Origin of the sequence: Streptantibioticus ferralitis, assembly GCF_029223525.1 — a bacterium.
Lineage (GTDB): Bacteria > Actinomycetota > Actinomycetes > Streptomycetales > Streptomycetaceae > Streptantibioticus_A > Streptantibioticus_A ferralitis.
Window position 1 is genome coordinate 167,355 of sequence record NZ_JARHTQ010000004.1, and the last position, 21,554, is coordinate 188,908.

At 71.8% G+C, this 21,554-nt stretch carries 19 protein-coding genes; 3 read left to right on the plus strand and 16 right to left on the minus strand.

What is annotated here, in order from left to right:
* Nucleotides 1-16 precede the first annotated feature (16 nt).
* Together P2L57_RS08040 and P2L57_RS08045 are read right to left on the minus strand one after the other, a co-directional pair.
* On the minus strand, nt 17-250 hold the full coding sequence (locus P2L57_RS08040) for a ferredoxin (RefSeq protein WP_372515646.1): 234 nt from the start codon (nt 248-250) through the stop codon (nt 17-19).
* Complete coding sequence (locus P2L57_RS08045) at nt 247-1,467, minus strand: cytochrome P450 (RefSeq protein WP_275810602.1); 1,221 nt, start codon at nt 1,465-1,467, stop codon at nt 247-249. Before P2L57_RS08045 ends, P2L57_RS08040 begins: the two co-directional genes overlap by 4 nt.
* A gap of 120 nt (nt 1,468-1,587) precedes the next feature.
* Here P2L57_RS08045 and P2L57_RS08050 point away from each other — a divergent pair, with 120 nt between their 5' ends.
* The gene (locus P2L57_RS08050; protein ID WP_275810605.1) at nt 1,588-1,866 is read left to right on the plus strand and encodes a hypothetical protein; all 279 of its coding nucleotides are present in this window, start codon (nt 1,588-1,590) and stop codon (nt 1,864-1,866) included.
* Between the two features lie 60 nt (nt 1,867-1,926).
* Here the strand turns inward: P2L57_RS08050 and P2L57_RS08055 are convergent, their stop codons facing one another.
* The gene (locus P2L57_RS08055; RefSeq protein ID WP_275810608.1) at nt 1,927-3,003 is read right to left on the minus strand and encodes a glycoside hydrolase family 76 protein; all 1,077 of its coding nucleotides are present in this window, start codon (nt 3,001-3,003) and stop codon (nt 1,927-1,929) included.
* A gap of 187 nt (nt 3,004-3,190) precedes the next feature.
* Between P2L57_RS08055 and P2L57_RS08060 the strand changes: the two genes are divergently transcribed.
* Entirely contained in the window at nt 3,191-4,423 is a 1,233-nt protein-coding gene (locus tag P2L57_RS08060; RefSeq protein ID WP_275810611.1) for an FAD-dependent oxidoreductase, read from the plus strand.
* A gap of 37 nt (nt 4,424-4,460) precedes the next feature.
* Here P2L57_RS08060 and P2L57_RS08065 read toward each other — a convergent pair whose 3' ends face one another.
* The 10 genes from P2L57_RS08065 to betA form a co-directional block, all read right to left on the minus strand.
* On the minus strand, nt 4,461-4,880 hold the full coding sequence (locus P2L57_RS08065; RefSeq protein WP_275810614.1) for a YchJ family protein: 420 nt from the start codon (nt 4,878-4,880) through the stop codon (nt 4,461-4,463).
* A 78-nt stretch (nt 4,881-4,958) separates the two neighbouring features.
* Nucleotides 4,959-5,579 carry a DUF4126 domain-containing protein gene (locus P2L57_RS08070; RefSeq protein WP_275810617.1) on the minus strand — a complete coding sequence of 207 codons (621 nt, stop codon included), beginning with the start codon at nt 5,577-5,579 and terminating at the stop codon, nt 4,959-4,961.
* 118 nt (nt 5,580-5,697) lie between these two features.
* Nucleotides 5,698-6,330 carry a sarcosine oxidase subunit gamma gene (locus tag P2L57_RS08075; protein WP_275810620.1) on the minus strand — a complete coding sequence of 211 codons (633 nt, stop codon included), beginning with the start codon at nt 6,328-6,330 and terminating at the stop codon, nt 5,698-5,700.
* Entirely contained in the window at nt 6,323-9,163 is a 2,841-nt protein-coding gene (locus tag P2L57_RS08080; protein ID WP_372515647.1) for a 2Fe-2S iron-sulfur cluster-binding protein, read from the minus strand. Before P2L57_RS08080 ends, P2L57_RS08075 begins: the two co-directional genes overlap by 8 nt.
* A complete protein-coding gene (locus P2L57_RS40625) occupies nt 9,160-9,438 on the minus strand; it encodes a sarcosine oxidase subunit delta (protein ID WP_372515648.1) in 279 nt (92 codons plus the stop codon). The genes P2L57_RS08080 and P2L57_RS40625 overlap by 4 nt, the downstream gene beginning before the upstream one ends.
* Before the next feature lie 52 nt (nt 9,439-9,490).
* Nucleotides 9,491-10,723, minus strand: coding sequence for a sarcosine oxidase subunit beta family protein (locus P2L57_RS08085; protein WP_275810623.1), 1,233 nt, complete (start codon nt 10,721-10,723; stop codon nt 9,491-9,493).
* Nucleotides 10,720-12,003 (minus strand): serine hydroxymethyltransferase, encoded by a 1,284-nt coding sequence (glyA, locus tag P2L57_RS08090; RefSeq protein WP_275810626.1) that lies wholly within the window; start codon nt 12,001-12,003, stop codon nt 10,720-10,722. Before glyA ends, P2L57_RS08085 begins: the two co-directional genes overlap by 4 nt.
* Nucleotides 12,004-12,038: 35 nt before the next feature.
* Nucleotides 12,039-14,477 (minus strand): GcvT family protein, encoded by a 2,439-nt coding sequence (locus P2L57_RS08095; protein WP_275810630.1) that lies wholly within the window; start codon nt 14,475-14,477, stop codon nt 12,039-12,041.
* Between the two features lie 181 nt (nt 14,478-14,658).
* Nucleotides 14,659-16,125: an aldehyde dehydrogenase family protein gene (locus P2L57_RS08100; RefSeq protein WP_275810633.1), complete on the minus strand. Its 1,467-nt coding sequence runs from the start codon at nt 16,123-16,125 to the stop codon at nt 14,659-14,661.
* The gene (gene betA, locus P2L57_RS08105; protein WP_275810636.1) at nt 16,122-17,798 is read right to left on the minus strand and encodes a choline dehydrogenase; all 1,677 of its coding nucleotides are present in this window, start codon (nt 17,796-17,798) and stop codon (nt 16,122-16,124) included. Before betA ends, P2L57_RS08100 begins: the two co-directional genes overlap by 4 nt.
* A gap of 152 nt (nt 17,799-17,950) precedes the next feature.
* Here betA and P2L57_RS08110 point away from each other — a divergent pair, with 152 nt between their 5' ends.
* The gene (locus tag P2L57_RS08110; RefSeq protein WP_275810639.1) at nt 17,951-18,748 is read left to right on the plus strand and encodes an IclR family transcriptional regulator; all 798 of its coding nucleotides are present in this window, start codon (nt 17,951-17,953) and stop codon (nt 18,746-18,748) included.
* A gap of 8 nt (nt 18,749-18,756) precedes the next feature.
* On the opposite strand, the gene P2L57_RS08115 is transcribed toward P2L57_RS08110, so the two are convergent.
* The 3 genes from P2L57_RS08115 to P2L57_RS08125 all read right to left on the minus strand — a co-directional run bounded on the left by P2L57_RS08115 (nt 18,757) and on the right by P2L57_RS08125 (nt 21,491).
* Nucleotides 18,757-19,881 carry an aromatic ring-hydroxylating oxygenase subunit alpha gene (locus P2L57_RS08115; protein WP_275810642.1) on the minus strand — a complete coding sequence of 375 codons (1,125 nt, stop codon included), beginning with the start codon at nt 19,879-19,881 and terminating at the stop codon, nt 18,757-18,759.
* Nucleotides 19,882-19,947: 66 nt separating this feature from the next.
* Nucleotides 19,948-21,132 (minus strand): NAD(P)/FAD-dependent oxidoreductase, encoded by a 1,185-nt coding sequence (locus P2L57_RS08120; RefSeq protein ID WP_275810645.1) that lies wholly within the window; start codon nt 21,130-21,132, stop codon nt 19,948-19,950.
* Nucleotides 21,129-21,491 (minus strand): bifunctional 3-phenylpropionate/cinnamic acid dioxygenase ferredoxin subunit, encoded by a 363-nt coding sequence (locus P2L57_RS08125; RefSeq protein ID WP_275810648.1) that lies wholly within the window; start codon nt 21,489-21,491, stop codon nt 21,129-21,131. The genes P2L57_RS08120 and P2L57_RS08125 overlap by 4 nt, the downstream gene beginning before the upstream one ends.
* Nucleotides 21,492-21,554: the final 63 nt, after the last annotated feature.

Consider the following 21,554-nt stretch of genomic DNA (forward strand, 5'->3'; position numbering starts at 1 on the left):
CGGCGGGCCGGCGCAGTCACCCCGCGGGCCCGCCGCGGCTCTGCTCGTCGTCGAGGACGCGGATGACGCTGTTCGGGCAGAGTCGCTCGGCCAGGCGGGCCCGCTCAAGCAGTTCGGGAGGCGGCTGGTCGTCCAGCACGACGACCATGCCGTCCTCCTCGGACTGGTCGAAGAGCTCCGGTGCGTGCAGGGCGCACTGCCCGGCCCCGCGGCAGCGGCTGCGGTCGATCTCGATACGCACCGCGCTCACCCCTGCCAGGTGACGGGGAGCCGGTGGACCCCGTAGATGAACATGTCGTCGCGCAACGGCACCTGGTCAGCGGGCACCGCCAGCCGGAGCGCGGGGAAGCGCCCGAACAGGGCCGGGTAGGCCGTGCGCATCTCCATCCGGGCCAGTTGCTGTCCCAGGCACTGGTGGACGCCATGGCCGAAGGCGATGTGGTGTGCGGCGCTCCGGGTGATGTCCAGTTCGTCGGGCTCGGGGAACTGCGCGGGATCCCGGTTCGCCGCGGCGATCGACGCGACGACGGTCTCGCCCGCCCGTACCCGCACCCCGGCGACCTCGACGTCCTCCCTGGCGACCCGGACGATGCCGAACTGCACAATGGTCAGGTACCGCAGCAGTTCCTCCACCGCGTTGTCCACCAGATCAGGCCGCTCGCGCAGGATCCGCGACTGCTCGGGATGGCAGAGCAGGGCGAAGGTGCCCAGCGCCAGCATGTTGGCCGTCGTCTCGTGTCCGGCGATCAGCAGCAGCTGACCGACGCCCGTCAGCTCCTGGTCGGTCAGGCCCGCTGACGGGTCCTCGCTGTGGATCAGCTGGGACAGCAGTGCCTCGTCCGGTTGCCGCCGTTTGGCGACCACCAGTTCCCGTACGTACTCCCACAGCGCGTCCCTGGCGGCGAACACCGACTCTTTCGGCTCGTCGAGGCGGAACAGGGCGGCGGTCCAGCGCTGGAAGTCGGTCCGGTCGCCGTACGGCACTCCGAGCAGCTCGCAGATCACCAGTGACGGGATCGGCCGGGCGAACTCCCCTACCAGGTCGACCGGTGGGCCGGTGCGATCCATCGCGGCCAGGTGGTCAGCGACGATCCGGTCGATCCTGGGGGCCAGCTCGCGCATCCGGCGGACGGTGAACCACCGCGTCACAAGACGCCGGTAGCGGGTGTGCTCGGGGGGATCCATGCCGATGAGCGAGCCCGGCACCCGCGGGTCGCCGATCCGGATCGGGAACGCGCGCACCGGCGACGAAGCCCGGCGGCGGTCCGAACTGAACCGGACGTCCGCGAGCAGACCGCGGACGTCCTCGTACCGGGTGAACAGCCAGCCGGTCTTCCCGTCCGGGAAGGCGAGCCTGCTGATCGGCTGGCGCTGCCGCAGCACGCCGTACTCGTCGGGCGGGTCGAACGGGCAGCCGCGGCGGGTGGGCAGGGGGACGGCGGACGGCGTGGGCGAGGTGACAGACACGGGCAGCGCTCCTTTCCGCTGCGGGTCGGCTCACCGCCCCCGAGTCGCCGACCACGGGCAAGGCCTCCACCAGCGAGGGTAGTGCGTCGCGCGGCCCGACGAGTACGACGGGTAGGTCATGTGTTCGATTTAAGGTGGTGGTCCCGGGTCCTGTGCGACCCTACGAAGATCGACCGCACAGGAGCCTCGCGCCTACAACTGCTGGGCGTTGCCCAACTGGGCACCTGCGGAGGGCGGGCCCCGCAGGCCGGTCTGCTCCTGGTGCCGGTCGTCGACTGGCTGGTGGGCGCGGACTCCTCCGCGAGTCCACCGGAGGACAAGGCGGCCGCACTGCAGCGGGATCCCTACGACCGGTGGTGCCTGGCCCACACGGCTCCACGGCCTCGCCGCGACGGCTGACTCCGCACCGCGCGGCGGCCGATCGGCCCGTCGGGTGCCCGAAGTTCAGTGACGGGGCGTTCAGTAAAGGAGCCGGTGGTCGTCCGGGTCCCAGCCGAGGACGGCGTAGATCTGGACCATCGCGGCCTGTTGGAGCGTTTCCGTCTGTCCACCCGTGTCGAAACGGAACAGTCCGGTGCCCGGGTCGCGGTAGCGCTCCCAGACGGTGTCGGCGTACTCGGCCATGGCCTCGCGGTAGGTGCGCCCGCCGGTCACCGCCTCAAGCAGCAGCAGGTTCTTGAAGTAGATCGAGTTGAAGTAGGGCGGTTGGCCGAGGAGCCTGCCACCGGTGACGAAGTGGGCATGGGCGGCCGCGGCGATCCGCCGGGCGCGGTCGAGGTACTCCTGGTCGCCGGTGATCTCGTACAGCAGGACGTTGACGCCCACCGGAACGCCCTGGTTGTACGACCAGATCGTGGTCTCCACGGTGCCGGTGAGGTTGACGTGGTCCCAGTACAGGCCGTCGGGGCTCAGCAGATAGCGGTTGGTCCAGTCGTACATCCTGCGGGCCCACGTCAGATACGTCTGCTGACCGGTGATCTGGTGCAGACGCAGGCCCAGTTCGGCGCCGGGCATGTCGGAGACGGTGTTGCGGTCCTGGCTCCAGGTCGCCTGGGTCCAGAACACACCGCCCGGGTCGGCGTGCGAGGGGTCGGAATCCCAGCCGGAGACGACCAGTTGGAAGATCTGCTCGGCGCGGGCCAGCACCGCGCGATCGCCCCGCATCAGGTACTGCTGGATGTCGAGCAGCCCGACCCATTCGTTGTCGTCGTAGAAGAAATCGCCGCCGGAGCCATAGGGCGGCTCCGGGTACGAGGCGTAGCCCGGTACGCCGGTGGTGCCGCCGGAGGCCTTCCAGTACCGCTCCTGGCCGACCGAACGCCGCGCCAGATCGGGCAGGTACGCGTCTCCCTGCTCGCCGGGGAGCCCGGTCAGGTCCAGTGTGGCGGCATGCGCCTGGGAGAACGGCCACTCGTACGAGTACGCGTTGTCACCGGCTACGACGGGGTATCGCTCATGGTAGAGACCGGAGCCGTCGTTGACGGCGAGATACTTCTGCAGTGCCTGGTAGGCGGCGATGGCACGGGCTGCGCTCAACGGAGCGTCCTCCCTCGGGGTGGTGCGGACGCCGGGGCGGCCGCACGCCTTCTCTGAGGCCGCGTCAAGGCTAGCGGAACGCGCCGAGCGGAGGGGCGGGCCCGCGGCCAGCGGGTGCGCGGCGCCCGGGCGCGTCGCAGGCTGGGAGGGGAAGGCGTCGGCACGACGTGGACGAGGAGCAGGGCTGATGGAACGGACCGCGTGCTGCGTGGTGGGTGGCGGCCCCGCGGGCATGGTGCTCGGTCTGCTGCTGGCCCGGGCCGGGGTGGATGTCACCGTTCTGGAGAAGCACGGGGACTTCCTGCGCGACTTCCGCGGGGACACCGTGCACCCGTCCACGCTGTCGCTCCTTGACGACCTGGGCCTGGGCGACCGGTTCGCCGGTCTGCCGCAGCGGCGCCTGAACTCTGTGCAACTGCCGATCGGGCCGGGCGGCACGCTGTTCACCGTCGGAGACCTCAGCACGCTGCGGTCGAAGTACAACTACATCGCGATGGTGCCGCAATGGGACCTGCTGAACCTGCTGGCAGAAGAGGCCCGGCGGGAGCCGTCCTTCCGGTTGCGGATGGACACCGAGGCGACCGGGTTCCTGCACGAGCGGGGCCGGGTCGCCGGGGTGCGCTACCGCACCTCGGAAGGACCCGGCGGCGAGCTGCGGGCCGCTTTGACGGTGGCCTGCGACGGCCGCGGCTCGCTGGCCCGGACCTTGCCGGAGCTGCGGCTGCGGCGGTTCCGCTGCCCGATGGACGCCTGGTGGTTCCGGTTGCCCCGGCGGGAGGGCGACCCGCACGGGTTGGTCGGCAACGCCGGCGACCGGTTCCTGACCGCCATGATCGACCGCGGAGAGTACTGGCAGTGCGCCGTGCTCATCCACAAGGGCACCGACGCCCAGCGACGGGCCGCCGGACTGGACCTGTTCGCGGCCCAGTTCGCGGCCGCCGCACCCTGGCTGGCGGACCGGCTGCCGACACTGCGGTCCTGGGACCAGGTGAAGCTGCTGGACGTGCGGCTCGACCGGCTCCGGCGCTGGCACCGGCCCGGGCTGCTGTGCATCGGCGACGCGGCGCACGCGATGTCGCCCGTGTTCGGGATCGGCATCAACCTCGCCGTCGAGGACGCCGTCGCCGCCGCACGCTACCTGGCCGGGCCGCTGTGCGAGGGCACCGTCGCGGGGCGCGACCTACGACGTGTCCAGCGCCGCCGGTGGCCGACCGCGGCGGCCACCCAGACGCTGCAGCGGATCGCCCACGCACGGGTCATCGAACCGCTGCTCGCGGGGCGCCTCCCGCGCACCGACCGGACACGGTCACCACGACTGGTCCAAGTCCTCACTGCCGCACCGTGGTTGAAGCGGGCGCCCGCGTACTTCTTCGCCTACGGCGCGTTGCGCGAGCGGCCGCCGACCGCGTCGTTGCGGTAGCGCACCGACCGGAGGCCCCGCGGCGCGGAACCGCCGATCAGCCGCTGACGACGCCGTCCAGATAGACCCAGTCACCGTCGTGGCGCACGAAGCGGCTGTTCTCATGGAGCTGGCCCGCTTGGCCGCGCTCGGTGTAGTGGGCGCGGAACTCGACGGTGGCCTCGCTGTGGAACGGGCTGCCACCGGTGCTGCCGAGGAGCTCCAGGCGCAGCCAGCGCACCGCGGGATCGAGGTCCACACCGGGCGGCCTGGTGCTGGGGTGCCAGCTGTGCAGCAGGTACGCCTCGTCGTGGACGGCGAAGGCGCTGAAGCGGGAACGCATCAGCTGCTCCGCGGTCGCCGCCCGGGCCGCTCCGCGGTGCAGTCGGCCGCAGCAGTCGTCGTAGGCCGAGGGAAGCCCGCAGGGGCAGGTCGTCCCGGCGGGGCGGCCGGCCGGGGGTGTGGTACGTCGGGACATGGCTCCAAGGTGACTGTGCGTGCCGGAAACCTGATGCGTGCCACAGCGTAGGGCACCCGGCGCGGGCGGGCCGCCAGGTCAGCCGCTGGCCACCGCCCGCAGGGCCCGCGCGGCGGCCCGCGCCGCCGCCCGCTCGCGGCGGCGCTGGAGGTAGCGCCGGATGCGCGACACCGCCAGCACCACCAGGACCACTCCGGCCACCAGCAGGACCGCAGCGACCGAGGCCGCCGCCCACGGGTGGAAGATCGCCAGGGTGACCACGGCGGCGACCGCCAGATCTTCCAGCAGACTGACCGTGATGTTGCTGGCCGGTTCGGGCGAGGTGTTGACCGCCATCCGCAGCGACGCCTTGACGGCATGGCTGACCAGCGCGGTCGCACCGCCCATCGCACCGGCCGCCACCTCACCGAGTGACCCCGGGTGGTGGCTGGCGAGCAGCGCGGCGACCGTGGCGCCGGCGATCGGCCGGATGATCGTGTGGATCCCGTCCCAGAAGGTGTCCAGGTACGGGATCTTGTCAGCCACCGCTTCGCACACGAACAGCGCGGTCGCCGCGATCAGCACATCGGTGCGTTCCAGCACCGGCGGCACCGCGGCCGCGCCGCCGTACCGTCCGAACAGTCCGAGCAGCATCACCACGCCGTAGGCATTGATCCCACTGGCCCAGCCGCTGGTGAAGACCAACGGGACAATCGTCAACTCACTCGCCTTTCCTGTCCGCTTCGCGGGCCGCGGCCGATCGGTACGCACCGCCGCCCGCGCCCAGCATGTCAGGACCGGAGACGGGGACGACCGGTTCCCCCCACCCAGAAGCCGCTCACTGCGAGGCGGAGCACCCCTGGGCCGCGTACCCCGGGGCCGTGTACTCAGAGGATGCGTCGAGCAGCCACTGCGCCAGATACCCGGCGAACGACGAACGCACCAACACCCAGAACCCCGGCCCTCGTTCATCACGGGCGGTCAGGATCACCTGTGCACGGGCGAGCATGGTCTGCGCACACCGGCCCGCGCCGAAGGACCGCGGATGCAGATCGAGCGCGATGCCGTGCGACAGCAGGTCGCGGGAGCGCGGACCGCTGACGAGCAGCGTGCTGCGCTGCGCCGACACATCGGTGACGGCCGCGTGATAGGCGCCGACCGCACCGCGCAGCCGCGATTCCAGATCGCCCGCCGTCCCGGCCGGGCCCACCACCAGCCATTCGTCGGGCCCCAGCCACAGCGCGGCCAGGCCGCCGCCGCGCACCGCGGTGTTGGGCTCCACCGGCAGCGCGATCCCCAGTGCCAGCCGGACGGCGTCCGCCGCCGGGCCCTTGGGGTCGAGCCGTACGTTGATCTGGGCCGGATACGGCAGTTCGGCCAGGCGCACCGCCCCGCCCGAGCCTCGGGTGGCGGCCGCGAAGCGGGCGGCGAAGCCGCCCAACGGGCTGTGGCGGGCGATGTGTTCAGCCATCACGGCGGGCCCCCTCGGGGTCGTAGAGAACCGGGCCGGTGACCGTCACCGGGATCAACTCCTCGCCGACCGGTACGTACAGGCGCTCGCCGACCCGCTCGCGGCCGGAGCGGACCAGGGCCAGCGCGAAGGTCCGGCCGAGGGCGACGCTGCGGTAACTGGAGGTGATGTGGCCCAGCATGGGCACCGGGGGATCGGCCAGCCGGTCGCCGGCGACGAGTTGGGCGCCTTCGGGGAGCAGTACGTCGTCCTGCGGCAGCAGGGCGACCAGCTGCTTGCGGTCGGCCCTGCCAGTGTCCGCGCGCAGGTGCGAGCGCTTGCCGATGAAGTCCCGCTTCTTCTTCGACACCACCCACCCCATGCCCAGGTCCTGCGGCGTCACCGTGCCGTCGGTGTCCTGACCGACGATCGGGTACCCCTTCTCGGCCCGCAGTACATGCATGGTCTCGGTGCCGTACGGGGTGATGCCGAGCGGACGCCCCGCCTCGTACAGCGCCTCCCACAACGCGGTCGCGTACCAGGGCAGGACGTTGATCTCGTAGGCCAGCTCGCCGGAGAAGCTGATCCGGCAGACCCTGGCCGGGATCCCGGCGACGGCCGTCTCCCGCCAGGCCATGAACGGGAAGCTGCAGGCGTCGACGGCGAGCTGCGGCGCCAGCCCGGCCAGTACCTCGCGTGACCGCGGGCCGACGAGCGCGACGGTGGCCCACTGCTCGGTGACCGAGGTGCAGTGCGCCCGCAGGTCGGGCCACTCCGTCTGCAGCCACTCCTCCATCCAGTCCAGTACGGCGGCCGCGTTGCCGGTCGTGGTGGTGAGCAGGAAGCGGTCCTCGGCGAGCCGGATGACGGTGCCGTCGTCGAAGACCATGCCGTCGGCCCGGCACATCACGCCGTACCGGATCATGCCGACCCGCAACGTGCTGATCATGTTGGTGTAGAGGCGGTCGAGGAAGTCGCCCGCGTCCGGGCCCTGGACGTCGATCTTGCCGAGCGTGCTGGCGTCCATGAACGCGACGCCCTCGCGGGCGGCCCGGCATTCGCGGGCCACCGCCGCCGCCATGTCCTCGCCGTCCCGCGGGTAGTACCAAGGGCGGTGCCACTGGCCGACGTTCTCGAAGCGCGCGCCGTGCGCGAGGTGCCAGTCGTGCAGTGCGGTCACCCGTACCGGATCGTGCAGTACCCCCCGGTTCCGGCCGGCCAGCGCGGCGAAGCTCACCGGTGTGTACGGCGGGCGGAACGTCGTCGTGCCCAGCTCGGCCACCTCGACGCCGAGGAGTTGGGCGATCACGCCGCTGGTCAGCACGCCCGATGTCTTGCCCTGGTCGTGCGCTGTGCCCGCGGTGGTGTAGCGCTTGAGGTGCTCCACCGATCGCAGGCCCGCGCCGGTGGCCCGGGCCAGATCGGCGACGGTGACATCGCGCTGGAGGTCCACGAAGTGCGTTCCGAAGCCGTCCGGACCCGGCACGACCCACAGGTGCGCGGACGGCGCGCTCCGCTCGGCGGACCCGGCCGCGGACGTCGGCGGCAGCGGCCGGGCGGCCGTGAACCCCGCGTCCTCGGCCGCCCGGCGTCCCGCTTCGGCGCCATCGGCCAGACACCCCGGCAGGTCGAACACGCCCCGGGCGGCACCCGCCACCCGCACCGCCTGGCGACACCCGTCGGGGACGAACGCGCCGAGCCCCGCGTCGTACCGCAACTGCCCGCCCGCCTGGCTGAACAGGTGCGCCACGGGGTTCCACCCGCCCGACACCAGCAGCAGATCGGCCGCGAACTCCCGGGCGGGACCGGTCAACTCCGCTGCGCACAACGCCCGTACGGCCACCGAGGCGACCCGCGGCTCGCCCGACGTGCCGGTGACCGCGTGCCCGGCGAGCACCTCGATCCCGGCCCGTGCGGCCCGCTCGGCCGCGCCCCCCGGCTCCGGGCGGGCGTCCACCACCGCGGCGACGTCCACCCCCGCCGCCGCCAGATCGAGCGCCGCGCAGTACGCGCTGTCACCGGTGGTGAACACCACCGCCCGGCGGCCCGGGGCGACCGCGTAGCGGTTGACGTACGTCCGTGCCGCGGCGGCGAGCATGACGCCGGGTCGGTCATTGCCCGCGAAGGCGACCGAGCGCTCGTGCGCCCCGGTCGCCAACACCACCTGCCGGGCGCGGATGTGCCAGATTCGTTCACGCGAGAGGCGCGAAGGCGCCTGTGAGCCGAGGTGGTTGGTGCGGCGTTCGGCCGCCAGCAGGTAGTTGTCGTCGTAGTAGCCGAAGACCATGGTGCGGCGCAGCACCCGCGCCTCGGACGCAGCGTCGAGTTCGGAGCCGGTCTCGGCGGCCCAGTCCGGTATCTCGGCGGTGCCCAGCAGGCTTCCGCCGGGCTCGGGTTGGTCGTCGGCGAGGATCACCCGGGCTCCGGTGCGGGCGGCGGCCGCCGCAGCCGCGAGGCCCGCTGGTCCCGCGCCGACGACCAGCACATCGCAGTGCGCGTATCGGGCGTCGTAGCGTGCCGGATCGGGTTCCGTGGCAAGCCGTCCCTGACCGGGCAGACCGCCGGCCACCAGACCGTCGTACAGTTCGACGGTGGTCGCCGGCAGCATCGGCTCGGGGAACGGGGCCTCGATCTGGACGATGGCGTTGGGCTCCTCGACGCCCGCGGTGAAGATGCCGCGCGGGCGGCCTAGTCTGACGCTGGTCGAGGTCTGGTGGACACCGGCCGCGAGCAGTGCGGAGGCCAGGGTGTCACCGCGGTAGCCCTGGTACGCCACGCCGTCGAAGCGGAAGGCCAGCGGCGCACCGCGGGAGATCCGGCCGCCGTCGGGCAGCCGGAACGGCTGGGGGGTCATACGATCACCGGCCTCGGCTCGCCGACCCGGTAGACGGCGAGGATCTCGTTGGTCGCCGTGTTCCGTACGGCGTTGAACCACCGGCGGCAACCGGCCGCATGGCACCACCGCTCGGGATGCGGCCCCTTGGGGTTGTTCCGGAAGAAGAGATAGCGTGCCCACTCCTCGTCGGTGAGGGCCGTCGGGTCCTCGGGGTACGGCACGTGTGCCTGGCCGCCGTAGCCGAACTCGGCCTCGTCACGCGGGCCGCACCAGGGGCAGGGGATGAGCAGCATCGTCGGGCTCCTCAGCGTCGTTCTTCGCTCGCCGTCGGGCGGTTGGGCCCGCTCAGTGGGCCACCGCGGCCGCGCCGTGCTCGTCGACGAGCGCGCCGGTGGTGAAGCGGTCCAGGCAGAAGGGTCTGGCCAGCGGATGGGGATCGTCGTGCGCGATGGTGTGTGCGTAGACCCAGCCGACACCGGGGGTGGCCTTGAAACCGCCGGTTCCCCAGCCGCAGTTGAGGTAGAGCTGGTCCACGGGGGCCAGCCCGGTGATCGGGGACGCGTCGGGGGTCACATCGACGATCCCGCCCCAGGTGCGCAGCACGTGCGCGCGGGCGAACACCGGGAAGAGCTCCAGGGCGGCGGCCATCTGCCGTTCGATGACGTGGAACGCACCGCGCTGGGTGTACGCGGTGTAGGCGTCGACCCCGGCGCCCATCACCAGTTCGCCCTTGTGGGCCTGGCTGACGTACACATGCACCGCGTTCGACATCACGACGGTGGGGTGGACGGGTTCCAGGAGTTCGGAGACGAGCGCCTGCAACGGATGGCTCTGCAGCGGGAGTTCGAAACCGGCCATGGCGGCGAGTACCGAGGAGTGGCCCGCCGCGCACAGGGCCACCTTGCCCGCCGCGATCGGGCCGAGCGAGGTGCGTACTCCGGTCACCCGGCCGCCGGTCACGTCGATGCCCGTGACCTCGCAGTTCTGGATCAGGTCGATCCCGGCCGCGTCGGCGGAGCGGGCCAGACCCCAGGCGACGTGGTCGTGCTTGGCGATGCCCGCGCGCGGCTGGTACGTCGCGCCCATGACCGGGTAGCGCGCGTCCGGTGAGATGTTGACGATCGGGCAGACCTCCTTGACCTGCCGGGGATCGAGCCACTGCGCGTCCACCGCGTTGAGCCGGTTGGCCTCCACCCGGCGCACGCTGTCCCGGACGTCCTGCAGGCTGTGGGCGAGGTTGAGCACACCGCGCTGGGAGAACAGCAGCGGATAGTCCAGCTCCTCTTCCAGGCCCTCCCACAGCCTGAGCGCGTGCTCGTAGATCCCGGCGCTCTCGTCCCACAGGTAGTTGGAGCGGATGATGGTGGTGTTGCGGGCCATGTTGCCCCCGGCGAGCCAGCCCCTTTCCAGCACCGCGACATCGGTGATGCCGTGGTTGCGGGCCAGGTAGTGCGCGGTGGCCAGGCCGTGTCCGCCGCCGCCCACGATCACCACGTCGTACGAGCGCCTGGGGTCGGGCGTGCGCCAGAGCCAGTCGGGGTGTTCGGGCAGCTGAGCGCCCGGGGTGCGGGGGCTCATCGCGCGGCTCCCGACAGGTGCGGGTAGAGCGGATGGCGGGCGGCGAGCGTCTCGGCCCGGGTGCGCAGCGCGGGCAGGTCGGCGCCGGGCCGCAGCGCCGCTGCGATCACCTCGGCGACCTCGGTGAAGTCCTCGGCGCCGAAGCCGCGGGTGGCGAGTGCCGGGGTGCCGATCCGCAGGCCGGAGGTGACCATGGGCGGGCGCGGGTCGAAGGGCACCGCGTTGCGGTTGACGGTGATGCCCACCTGGTGCAGCCGGTCCTCGGCCTGCTTGCCGTCGAGTTCGCTGCGCCGCAGGTCGACCAGGACCAGATGGACTTCGGTACTGCCGGTCAGCACGGTGACGCCGGCCTCCGCCACGTCGTCGGCGAGCAGCCGTCTGGCGAGGATCCGCGCGCCCGCCAGCGTACGGCGCTGCCGCTCGTGGAACTCCGGTGTCGCGGCCAGCCGGAACGCCACCGCCTTCGCCGCGATGACATGTTCCAGCGGTCCGCCCTGCGTGCCGGGGAACACCGCCGAGTCGACCTTCTTGGCCAGCTCGGCGTCATTGGTGAGCACCACCCCGCCGCGCGGTCCGCCCAGTGTCTTGTGCGTGGTCGTGGTGGTGATGTGCGCGTACGGCACGGGGTTCGGGTGGAGCCCCGCGGCGACCAGCCCCGCGAAGTGGGCCATGTCGACCAGCAGATGGGCGCCCACCTCGTCGGCGATCCGGCGGAACGCCGCGAAGTCCAACCGCCGTGGATACGCCGACCACCCCGCGATGATCAGCTTCGGCCGGTGCTCCTTGGCCAGCCGCTCGACCTCGGCCATGTCGACCAGGCAGTCCGACTCGCGCACGTGGTACGGCACCACGCGGAACATCCGGCCCGAGTAGTTGATCCGCATGCCGTGCGTCAGATGGCCGCCATGCGCCAGGTCCAGACCCAGTATGGTGTCGCCGGGCTGCAGCAGCGCGAAGAACACCGCCGTGTTGGCCTGTGCCCCCGAGTGCGGCTGGACGTTGGCGAATCCGGCGCCGAACAGCGCCTTGGCCCGCTCGACGGCCAACCGCTCGGTCACGTCGACGTGTTCGCACCCGCCGTAGTAGCGGCGGCCCGGATAGCCCTCCGCGTACTTGTTGGTCAGTACCGATCCCTGCGCCTGGAGCACCGCCGTCGGGGCGAAGTTCTCCGACGCGATCATCTCCAACGTGCTCTGCTGGCGGGTGAGTTCGGCGGTCACCGCCGCGTGGACCTCCGGATCCAGCTCGGCGAGCGGCGCGTCGAGGATGTCTGCGCTCACAGTCTTCCCTTCGTGGACCAGCGGGTTTCACCGGGTCAGCCGCGCAGGCGCCGCATCGCCGGGTCGAACAGCGGTTCCTCGGCGACGACCGCGGGCACCCGCCGCTCGAAGTAGCCGATCTCCAACGGGCACCCGGCCGCCACCAGTTCGGCGGGCAGCCACGCATAGGCGATGCCCTTGCCGATCGTGTGGCCGTAGGCCGCGCTGGTGACGTAGCCGACGCACGTCCCGCCGTCGTACACCGGCTCCTTGCCCATCACCACGGCCGTCGGATCGTCGATGGTCAGGCACGCCAGGCGGCGGCGCACCCTGGTCGCGCGCCGCTCCAGGGCGGCCCGGCCCAGGAAGTCCCCCTTGTCCAGCTTCACGGCGAACCCGAGTCCGGCCTCGTAGGGGTCGTGCTCGAAGGTCATGTCGGTGCCGAAGGACCGGTAACCCTTTTCCAGACGCAGGCTGTTGAAGGCCCCGCGCCCGGCCGCGATCCCGCCGTGCGGCCGGGCGGCCTGCCACAGCGTGTCCCACAGTTTCAGCCCGAGGTCGGCGGTGGTGTAGAGCTCCCAGCCGAGTTCGCCCACATAACTCAGCCGCATCGCGGTGACCGGAACGGCGCCGATGTGGGCGCGCTGGGCGCGGAAGTAGCGCAGGGCGCTGTTGGAGAAGTCCCGGTCGGCCAGCGGTTGCAGTACGTCGCGGGCGAGCGGCCCCCACAGGCCGATGCAGCAGGTGCCCGCCGTGACGTCCCGCAGCACCACGGAACCGTCGGCGGGCAGATGCCTGCGCAGCCAGTCCAGGTCCAGGTTTCCGTTCGCTCCGACCTGGAAGTGATCGGCACCGAGCCGCGCCACGGTCACATCGCCGCGGATGCCGCCGTCCTGGTCCAGCAGCAGGGTGTACGTCACGGAGCCGGTGGACTTGTCCATGCTGCCGGTGGTCAGGCGCTCCAGGAACGCCACGGCGCCGCGGCCGGTGACCTCCAGCCGTTTGAGCGCCGTCATGTCGTACATCGCCACGGTCTCACGGGTGGCCCGGGCCTCGGCGCCGACGATCGGGGACCAGTAGCGGGCGGCCCAGTCGTTGGGGGTGGGGATCTCCCGGCCGTGGGTGAGCGGTTCGTTGGCGGCGTACCACTGCGGGCGCTCCCAGCCGGACGCCTCCAGGAAGACCGCGCCGAGCGCGTCCTGGCGCGGATGGAAGGGGCTGGTGCGCAACGGCCGCGGGGCGCCGGGTGGTTGCAGCGGATGGATGATGTCGTAGACCTCGGTGAAGTTCTGGCAGCCGCGGGTGAGGACGTACTCGGGCGCGAGCTGGTGCGGCTCGAAGCGGTTGACGTCGCACTCGTGCAGGTCGAACGAGGAGCAGTGGCCGTCGACCAGCCATTCGGCCATCGCCCGGCCGACGCCCGCGGAGTGGGTGACCCAGACCGCCTCCGCCACCCAGAAGCCCCGCAGTTGCGGTGACTCGCCCAGCAGCGGCATCCCGTCGGTGGTGAAGGAGAACAGCCCGTTGATGCCCTCCTCCACCTTCGCGTCCCGCGTGGCGGGCAGCAGCGAACGCGTCTCGGCCCAGGCGTCGGCGAAGTCCTCCTCGGTGAACTCCAGTACGGAGGGCATCACTTCGGCCGTGCCGACCGGGGCGATGTCGTCGGCGGCCACCGGCATCGGGCGATGGCCGTAGCTGCCGATGCCGAGCCGGTCGTAGCGGTCGCGGTAGTACAGGTCCGCGTCCTGGTGGCGCAGGATCGGACGGACGGCCTCGGCGCCCTGCCCGGCCAGTGCGGGGAGCGGGCCGGTCCAGGCCAACTGGTGGGCGAGGGGCGTCAGGGGGAGGTCCATTCCGGCCATCCGGGCGATCTTCGGCCCCCAGATGCCCGCGCAGCACACGATGACGTCCGCGGGGAACTCGCCCTGGTCCGTGACGACCGCGGTGACGCGGTCGCCCTCGGTCCGGATGTCCAGCACCTCGTGGCGGGCGAGGAAGCGCACACCACGGGCGCGCGCCGCCCGGATCTGCGCCTCGACCGCCAGGACCGCCTTGGCCAGGCCGTCGGTGGGGACCAGCAGCCCGCCGAGCACCCGCTCCCGGTTCACCAGCGGGTGCAGCTCGACGCACTCGTCGGGGCCCACCAGCCGTGCCCGTACGCCCCATGCGGTGACCCAGCCGTGCCGGCGGTGCAGTTCGGCCAGGCGTTCCGGGGTGGTGGCGATCTCCAGCCCGCCCACCTGGAGGAAGCAGGGTTGGCCGTCGACATCGAGGGCGGAGAGCTTATCGACCGTGTAACGGGCCAACTCGGTCATGGTCTTGGACGGGTTCGTCTGGAACACCAGGCCCGGGGCGTGCGACGAGGATCCGCCGGTGGCGGGCAGCGGGCCCTGGTCGACGACCGTCACCTCGGTCCAGCCCCGGCAGGAGAGCTCGTCGGCCAGCGCCGCACCGACGACGCCCGCCCCGATGATGACCACGCGCGGTCCCGCCATCACCAAACCTCCAGTTGCTCTCAGCGCAACAAGATTCAGGTTGCGCAACTTACGGTGCCGGTCGCCGGAAGGCGGTGTCAAGGGGGCTGTTCAGGCCGTACGGCGGGGGCCGTTCGGGCAGCGCCAACGGCCCCGCCGACGGACCGAGTTGACGGGGCGGGGCGCGTGGTGCGGGCGGCGGTCAGCCGCGGAACCAGTGCTGCGGCCGGGGCGCGATGTTCTGCCAGATGTGCTTGGGCTCGCGGTACTCCGCCAGGCCGGTCGGCCCCAGCTCCCGGCCGACGCCGGAGTGTCCGAAGCCGCCCCACTCCGCCTGCGGGACATAGGGGTGGTAGTCGTTGATCCACACGGTGCCGTGCCGCAGCCGGTGCGCGACCCGCTGGGCCCGGCCCGCGTCCTGTGTCCACACCGCACCCGCCAGCCCGAACTCGGTGTCGTTGGCGATCCTTACGGCATCGTCCTCGTCGTGGAACCGCTCGACGGTCAGCACCGGGCCGAACGACTCCTCGTGCACCACACGCATGCCCTGGTGGCACTCGCCGAGCACGGTGGGCAGGTAGTAGAAGCCGCCGTCCAGTACGGGGTCGGCGGGTCGCCGCCCGCCGCAGCGCAGCACCGCTCCCTCGGCCAGGCCCGCCGCGACGTACCGCTCGACCTTGGCGCGGTGCTCGGCGGAGATCAACGGCCCGGTCTCGGCCTCGTCGTCGAAGGGCCCGCCCAGCCGGATCCGCCGGGCGCGCCGCACCACCTCGTCGACGAAGGCGTCGTGCAGCGAGTCCTCGACGACCAGCCGCGCACCGGCCGAGCAGACCTGACCGGAGTGCAGGAAGACGGCCGTCAGCGCGAAGTCCACCGCCGCCTCGAAGTCGGCGTCGGCGAAGACGACATTGGGGTTCTTGCCGCCGAGTTCCAACGCCACCTTCTTCACGGTTGCGGCGGCCGCGGCCATGATCCGCTTGCCGGTCTGCAGACCGCCGGTGAACGAGACCATGTCGACCGCGGGGTGCTCCGCGAGCGGCGCGCCCACCTGTGGTCCGGTCCCGAGCACCAGGTTCGCGGCGCCCGGCGGCGCCCCGGCCTCGGTCAGCGCGCGCATCAGCAAGGCCGCGGTGGACGGGGTGAGTTCGCTGGGCTTGAGGACCAGCGTGTTGCCCGCCAGCAGGGCGGGCGCGACCTTCCACGCGGCCTGCAGCAGCGGATAGTTCCACGGGGTGATCAGGGCGCAGACCCCGACCGGCTCGTAGACGATCCGGCTGATGGCGTCCTCGCGCCCGGTGTCGGTGACCCGGCCCGCACTGGTGCCCGCGATGCCGCCGAAGTACCGGAAGCACGCCACGACATCGGCGATGTCGTACTCGCTCTCCACCAGCCGCTTGCCGGTGTCCAGCGACTCGGCGCGGGCGAACTCCTTGGTGTCCCGCTCGATCACCTCCGCCGTCCGCAGCAGCAGCGCACCACGTTCGCGTTCCGGGGTGCGCGGCCACGGCCCGTGGTCGAACGCCCGGCGCGCGGCGGCGATCGCGCGCTCGGCGTCGGCCCGGGTCCCCTCGGCCACCGTCGCCACCAGGGCGCCGTCGGCCGGGCAGCGGATCTCCCTGCGGCCGCCCGCTACGGCATCCCGCCACTCGCCGTCGACATACAGGTTCACGCGCTCTGCTCCCGGGTGGCCTGGCGGTGCCGGTAGAACTCCTCCTTGTCGGGCGGCAGCGGCTCGTTGCCCAGGATGAGATCGGCCGCCTTCTCGGCGGTCATCATCACCGGGGCGTAGATGTTGCCGTTGGTGATGTACGGCATCACCGACGCGTCCACCACGCGCAGCCCGTCGACTCCGTGCACCCGCATGCTGGCCGGGTCGACCACCGCCATCTCGTCGGTGCCCATCTTGCACGTGCACGACGGATGCAGCGCGGTCTCGCCCTCCTTCCGCACCCAGTCCAGGATCTGCTCGTCCGACTGGATCCGCGGGCCCGGTGAGATCTCCCCGTCGTTGTACGGGTCGAGGGCGGACTGGCCGAGGATGGTGCGGGCGGTGCGGATCGCCTCGACCCATTCGCGGCGGTCCTGGTCGGTGGACAGGTAGTTGAAGCGCAGCGCGGGTTTGACCCGTGGGTCGTTGCTCCGGATCTTCACCGAGCCGCGCGCGTCGGAGTACATCGGTCCGATGTGCACCTGGTAGCCGTGGCCGCCCGCGGGCGCCGAGCCGTCGTAGCGCACCGCGATGGGCAGGAAGTGGAACATCAAGTTCGGGTAGTCCACCTGCTCGTTGCTGCGGGCGAAGCCACCCGCCTCGAAGTGGTTGGTCGCGCCCGGGCCGCCGCGCAGGAACAGCCACTGGAAGCCGATCCACGGCCGGTACCGCCACTTGAGATACGGCTGCACCGACACCGGCCGCTTGCAGGCGTACTGCACGTACACCTCCAGATGGTCCTGGAGGTTCTCGCCCACCCCGGGCAGCTGTTGTACGACGTCCACGCCCAGCGCGCGCAGTTCGTCCGCGTCGCCGACGCCGGACAGCTGGAGCAACTGGGGTGAGTTGACGGCCCCGCCACATAGGATCACCTCGCCCGCGTGGACGCGCTGCGGGGCCCCACGGCCGCGCCGGTACTCCACGCCGACGGCGCGTTCGCCCTCGAACAGCACCCGGGTCACCATGGCCCTGGTCCGCACCTCCAGATTGGGCCTGGCCATCACCGGATGCAGATAGGCACGGGCCGCGGACAACCGCCGCCCGCGGTGGACGTTGCGGTCGAACGCGGCGAAGCCCTCCTGCCGGTAGCCGTTGACGTCGTCGGTGAGGGGGAAGCCCGCTTGCCGCGCCGCGTCCAGGAAGGCGGTGAACAGCGGGTTGGCCGCGGGTCCCCGCTCCAGCACCAGCGGTCCGCAATGGCCGCGGAACGCGTCGTCGTCCTCGGCGGCCAGGCAGTTCTCCATCCGTTTGAAGTACGGCAGACAGTGCGCGTAGTCCCAGGTCTCCATGCCGGGATCGGCGCCCCAGCGCTCGTAGTCCATGGGGTTGCCGCGCTGGAAGATCATCCCGTTGATGCTGCTCGACCCGCCGAGCACCTTGCCCCGGGCGTGGTAGACGCGGCGGCCGCCCATGTGCGGCTCCGGCTCGGACTCGTACTTCCAGTCGTAGAAGCGGCTGCCGATGGGGAAGGTGAGCGCCGCGGGCATGTGGATGAAGACGTCCCACGGGTAGTCGGACCGGCCGGCCTCCAGCACCAGGACTCGGTTGCCCGGATCCGCGGAGAGGCGGTTGGCCAGTGCGCTTCCGGCCGAGCCGCCGCCGACGATGACGAAGTCGTAACTCTGGAGCGCCATGGCTGCCTCGTCTCCTTCGAGCCGTCGATTGGCGGGCATGCTAGTACGGGTATCGCTATGCGCACCAGGTTGCGTTCAACGCAACTTTCCCAAGATCGGGCCACGGCGCACCGCTGCCGCACCGTGTTGTTGACAGCACTTATAGTTTCGCCATGAGCAACCACAGTGGAGCCGCGGAGACCGCAGGCCAGCCTGCCGGTGGTGTCCAGTCCGTCGACCGCGCCGTCAGCGTGCTGGAGATCCTCGCCCAGCGTGGCGAGGCAGGCGTGAGCGAAGTGGCCGCGGAGATCGACGTGCACAAGTCCACCGCGTTCCGCCTGCTCGGCGCGTTGGAGGCGCGTGGTCTTGTCGAGCAGGCGGGGGAGCGCGGGAAGTACCGTCTCGGTTTCGGGATCGTACGGCTGGCCGGCGCCGTCACCGACCGGATCGACATCACCCAGCAGAGCCGTCCGATCTGCGAGCGGCTGGCCGAGGAACTGGGCGAGACCGTCAACATCGCGGTGCTGGAGTCGACTTACGCGATCAACCTCTACCAGGTGCGCGGCCCCGGCGCGGTGACCGCGCACAACTGGGTCGGCCAGCTGACCCCGCTGCACGCCACCTCCAGCGGCAAGATCCTGCTCGCCCAGCTGCCCGCCAAGCGGCGCGCCGAACTGCTGGCGGCGGCCGGTCTGGAGAAGCTGACGCCGGGCACCATCACCTCCAAGGCCCGGCTGGAGAAGAACCTCGCCGAGATCCGCGAGCGCGGATACTCCACCACGCACGAGGAGTTCGAGGTCGGCCTGAACGCCATGGCCGCCCCGATCCGCTCCCGGGACGGCGAGGTCGTCGCGGCGGTCAGCGCGTCCGGCCCCGGCTACCGCTTCACCGACGAACGCATGCACGAGCTCGCACCACTGCTGCTCAAGGGCGCCGAGGAGATCAGCCACCGCCTGGGGTACCTGGGCTGAGGCCGGGGCTACCGGGTCCCCAACCGGTCGAGGACGAAGGCGTGGAACGCGCCGATGTGGTGCTCGCTGGGCACCAGCACACCGCCGCGCGCGTACAGACGGGATCCCATCCCCGGCTGGCAGCGCTCGCAGGCCGCGAAGTCCTGCCGGTTGACCCGGTCGAAGAGCTCGACCGAGCGGCTGACGTCCGTGCCCGACGCGACCACCTCCGGCAGGTAGAGCCAGTCGCACTCGATGACGGTGCGGTCGGCCGCCAGCGGGTACATCCGGTGGAAGATCACATGGTCCGGCACCAGGTTGACGAACACCTGCGGCTTGATGGTGATCGCGTAGTACCGGCGGTCCTGGTCCGCCGTGACCGTGGGGATCCGGTCGACACCCTCGGAGCCGTCCACGGTGAAGCCCTTGATGCCCGCCCCGAACTCGGCGCCGTGTCCGACGAAGTACTGCGCCGCGTAGCCGTCGGCGAACTCCGGTAGGACTTCGGTGAGTTCGGGGTGGATCGTGGCGCAGTGGTAGCACTCCATGAAGTTCTCGACGATGAGCTTCCAGTTCGCCCGTACGTCGTAGACGATCCGCCTGCCGACCGCGAGGCCGTCCACGCCGTACCGCTCGATCGCCCCGGCGTCACCGAGGCGGGCCACCACCTCGGCGACCACCTGCTCCTCGAACGAGGGCGGGTCGTCCGCCAGGCAGACCCACACACAGCCCAGCCACTCCCGTACCGCGACGGTGGCCAGGCCGTACGCGGTGCGGTCGATGTCCGGCATCTTCGTCAGGTTGGGGGCGGCCACCAACTTGCCCTCCAGACTGTACGTCCAGGCGTGGTACGGGCACTGGAACGCCCGCCTGACCTCACCCGACTCCTGTGTGCACAGCCGCGCGCCGCGGTGCCGGCACACGTTGAGGAAGGCGCGCACGGCATCGTCCCGGGTACGGGTCAGCAGTACGCTCTCCCGCCCCACGGTGACGGTGCGGTACGCGCCCGGCGTACCGAGGTCCGAGGAGCGGGCCGCGCAGAACCACATCGACTCGAAGATCCGCTCCTGCTCCGCGGCGAAGATCTCCGGGGAGGTGTAATGGTCGCCGGGCAGCGTGGAGATGAGGCTTTCCGGCAGGCTTGTGGGTATCACGGTGCACTCCTCGCGGGAGATGTCGTGGACCGGGGACAGGACACCCCGGTGTGCGGATTGCGTGCCTCAGGGCGCACCGGCCGCGGGGGTGGCCGCGGAGTCGGCGAGTTGGCGGCGCCAGCGGGTGAACGGCCGTGTCCGGTCCATCCCGAGCACCGCGACGGGCCGACCGCCGCACCGGTAGACCGCGACAAAGCTGCGGTCGGCCGGATCGCCCTCCTCCACCGTGACGCTGTCCGCCCCGCCGGCGTGCCCGGCGAACTGGATGCGCACGCCGTACTGGTCCGACCAGAAGTACGGCGGCCTGGGCGGCTCCGGGGTGGCCAGGCCGCCGGACAGCAGCGCGGCCACCGCGGTCGCGGGCCGCTCCCGCGCCGCCGTCCAGTGCTCGACCCGGCGGTGGGCCCCGGCCGTGGGGTCGTACCAGGCGGCGCAGTCGCCCACCGCGACGACGCCGGGGATGCTCGTACCGCCCTTCGCGTCGCACTCGACACCGTCGCGCAGTGCGACGCCGGATCCCGCCAGCCACTCGACGCGGGGGCGCACACCAACCCCGACGACCACGGTGTCGGCGGGCAGTTGGCGGCCGTCGTCGAGCACCACCGCGTCCACCCGCCGTCCGCCGCTGAGTGCCGCCACGCCCACGCCGCACAACAGCCGGACGCCGTGGTCCGCGTGCAGTGCGGCGACGGCGGCGGCCATCGTCCCGCCGAGCGGCCCGGCCAGAGGTGTCGGTGCCGCCTCGACCACGGTCACGTCGAGACCGAGGCCATGCGCGGTGGCGGCGACCTCGGCCCCGATGAAGCCGCCGCCGATGACCACCAACCGGCCGCCGAGCAGCAGATCCTGGCGCAGCGCCCGCGCGTCGTCCAGGGTCCGCAGCACATGCACGCCCGCGAGCCCGGCCGCGCCCGGCAGCGTCCGTGCCGCGGCCCCGGTGGCGATCACCACGCCATCGGACCTGACCGTCCGGCCGTCCGCCAGCCGCACCGAGCGGTCCCGGCGGTCGAGCCCGACGGCGGTCGCCCCCAGCAGCCAGTCCGCGCGCAGCTCCTCGCCCTCGGCTTCGAGCGCCAGGGCCGCTTCGCTGATCTCGCCCGCGAGGAACTCCTTCGACAACGGCGGCCGGTCGTAGGGGCGGTGGTGCTCGTCGCCGACGATCGCCAACCGTCCGTCGTAGCCCTGTCTGCGCAGTGCGCGGGCGGCCGACAGCCCGGCCAGTGACGCGCCGACAACGGTCACGGCCCTCACTCGGCAGCTCCGACGACGCGGGCGGCGGCGCAGGGCGGCAGCGGCGGCGGGGTGTCGCAGAGCAGGACGTACACCATGCCGTCCTCGACCAGCACCTGGTGCGTACGGACCGGGAGCCGGGCGGGCGGTGCGTCGACGGCGCCGGTGCGCAGGTCGAACTTCGAGGCGTGCAGCGGGCATTCGACCTCGCACCCTTCCAGCCAGCCGTCGGAGAGTGAGGCGTCCTGGTGGGTGCAGGTGTCGTCGATAGCGAAGAGCTCGCCCTCATCGGTGTGGAACACCGCGACGGGAGGAACGGTTTCGAGCCGGAAGGCCTCGCCCCGCGGTAGATCCGCGAGACGGCACACGGGAATCATCATGACACCTCGGTGCGTATAGTGAAACGAATTGCGGTCAGCGCAACGCTCAGCAGTCTGAGGGCG

Coding starts and splice junctions, on each gene's coding strand:
- P2L57_RS08075 (WP_275810620.1), bottom strand. CDS start 6,330: ATGGCTGAACACATCGCCCGCCACAGCCCGTTGGGCGGCTTCGCCGCC.
- P2L57_RS08060 (WP_275810611.1), top strand. CDS start 3,191: ATGGAACGGACCGCGTGCTGCGTGGTGGGTGGCGGCCCCGCGGGCATG.
- P2L57_RS08095 (WP_275810630.1), bottom strand. CDS start 14,477: ATGGCGGGACCGCGCGTGGTCATCATCGGGGCGGGCGTCGTCGGTGCG.
- P2L57_RS08110 (WP_275810639.1), top strand. CDS start 17,951: ATGAGCAACCACAGTGGAGCCGCGGAGACCGCAGGCCAGCCTGCCGGT.
- P2L57_RS08080 (WP_372515647.1), bottom strand. CDS start 9,163: ATGACCCCCCAGCCGTTCCGGCTGCCCGACGGCGGCCGGATCTCCCGC.
- P2L57_RS08085 (WP_275810623.1), bottom strand. CDS start 10,723: ATGAGCCCCCGCACCCCGGGCGCTCAGCTGCCCGAACACCCCGACTGG.
- P2L57_RS40625 (WP_372515648.1), bottom strand. CDS start 9,438: ATGCTGCTCATCCCCTGCCCCTGGTGCGGCCCGCGTGACGAGGCCGAG.
- P2L57_RS08065 (WP_275810614.1), bottom strand. CDS start 4,880: ATGTCCCGACGTACCACACCCCCGGCCGGCCGCCCCGCCGGGACGACC.
- P2L57_RS08125 (WP_275810648.1), bottom strand. CDS start 21,491: ATGATGATTCCCGTGTGCCGTCTCGCGGATCTACCGCGGGGCGAGGCC.
- betA (WP_275810636.1), bottom strand. CDS start 17,798: ATGGCGCTCCAGAGTTACGACTTCGTCATCGTCGGCGGCGGCTCGGCC.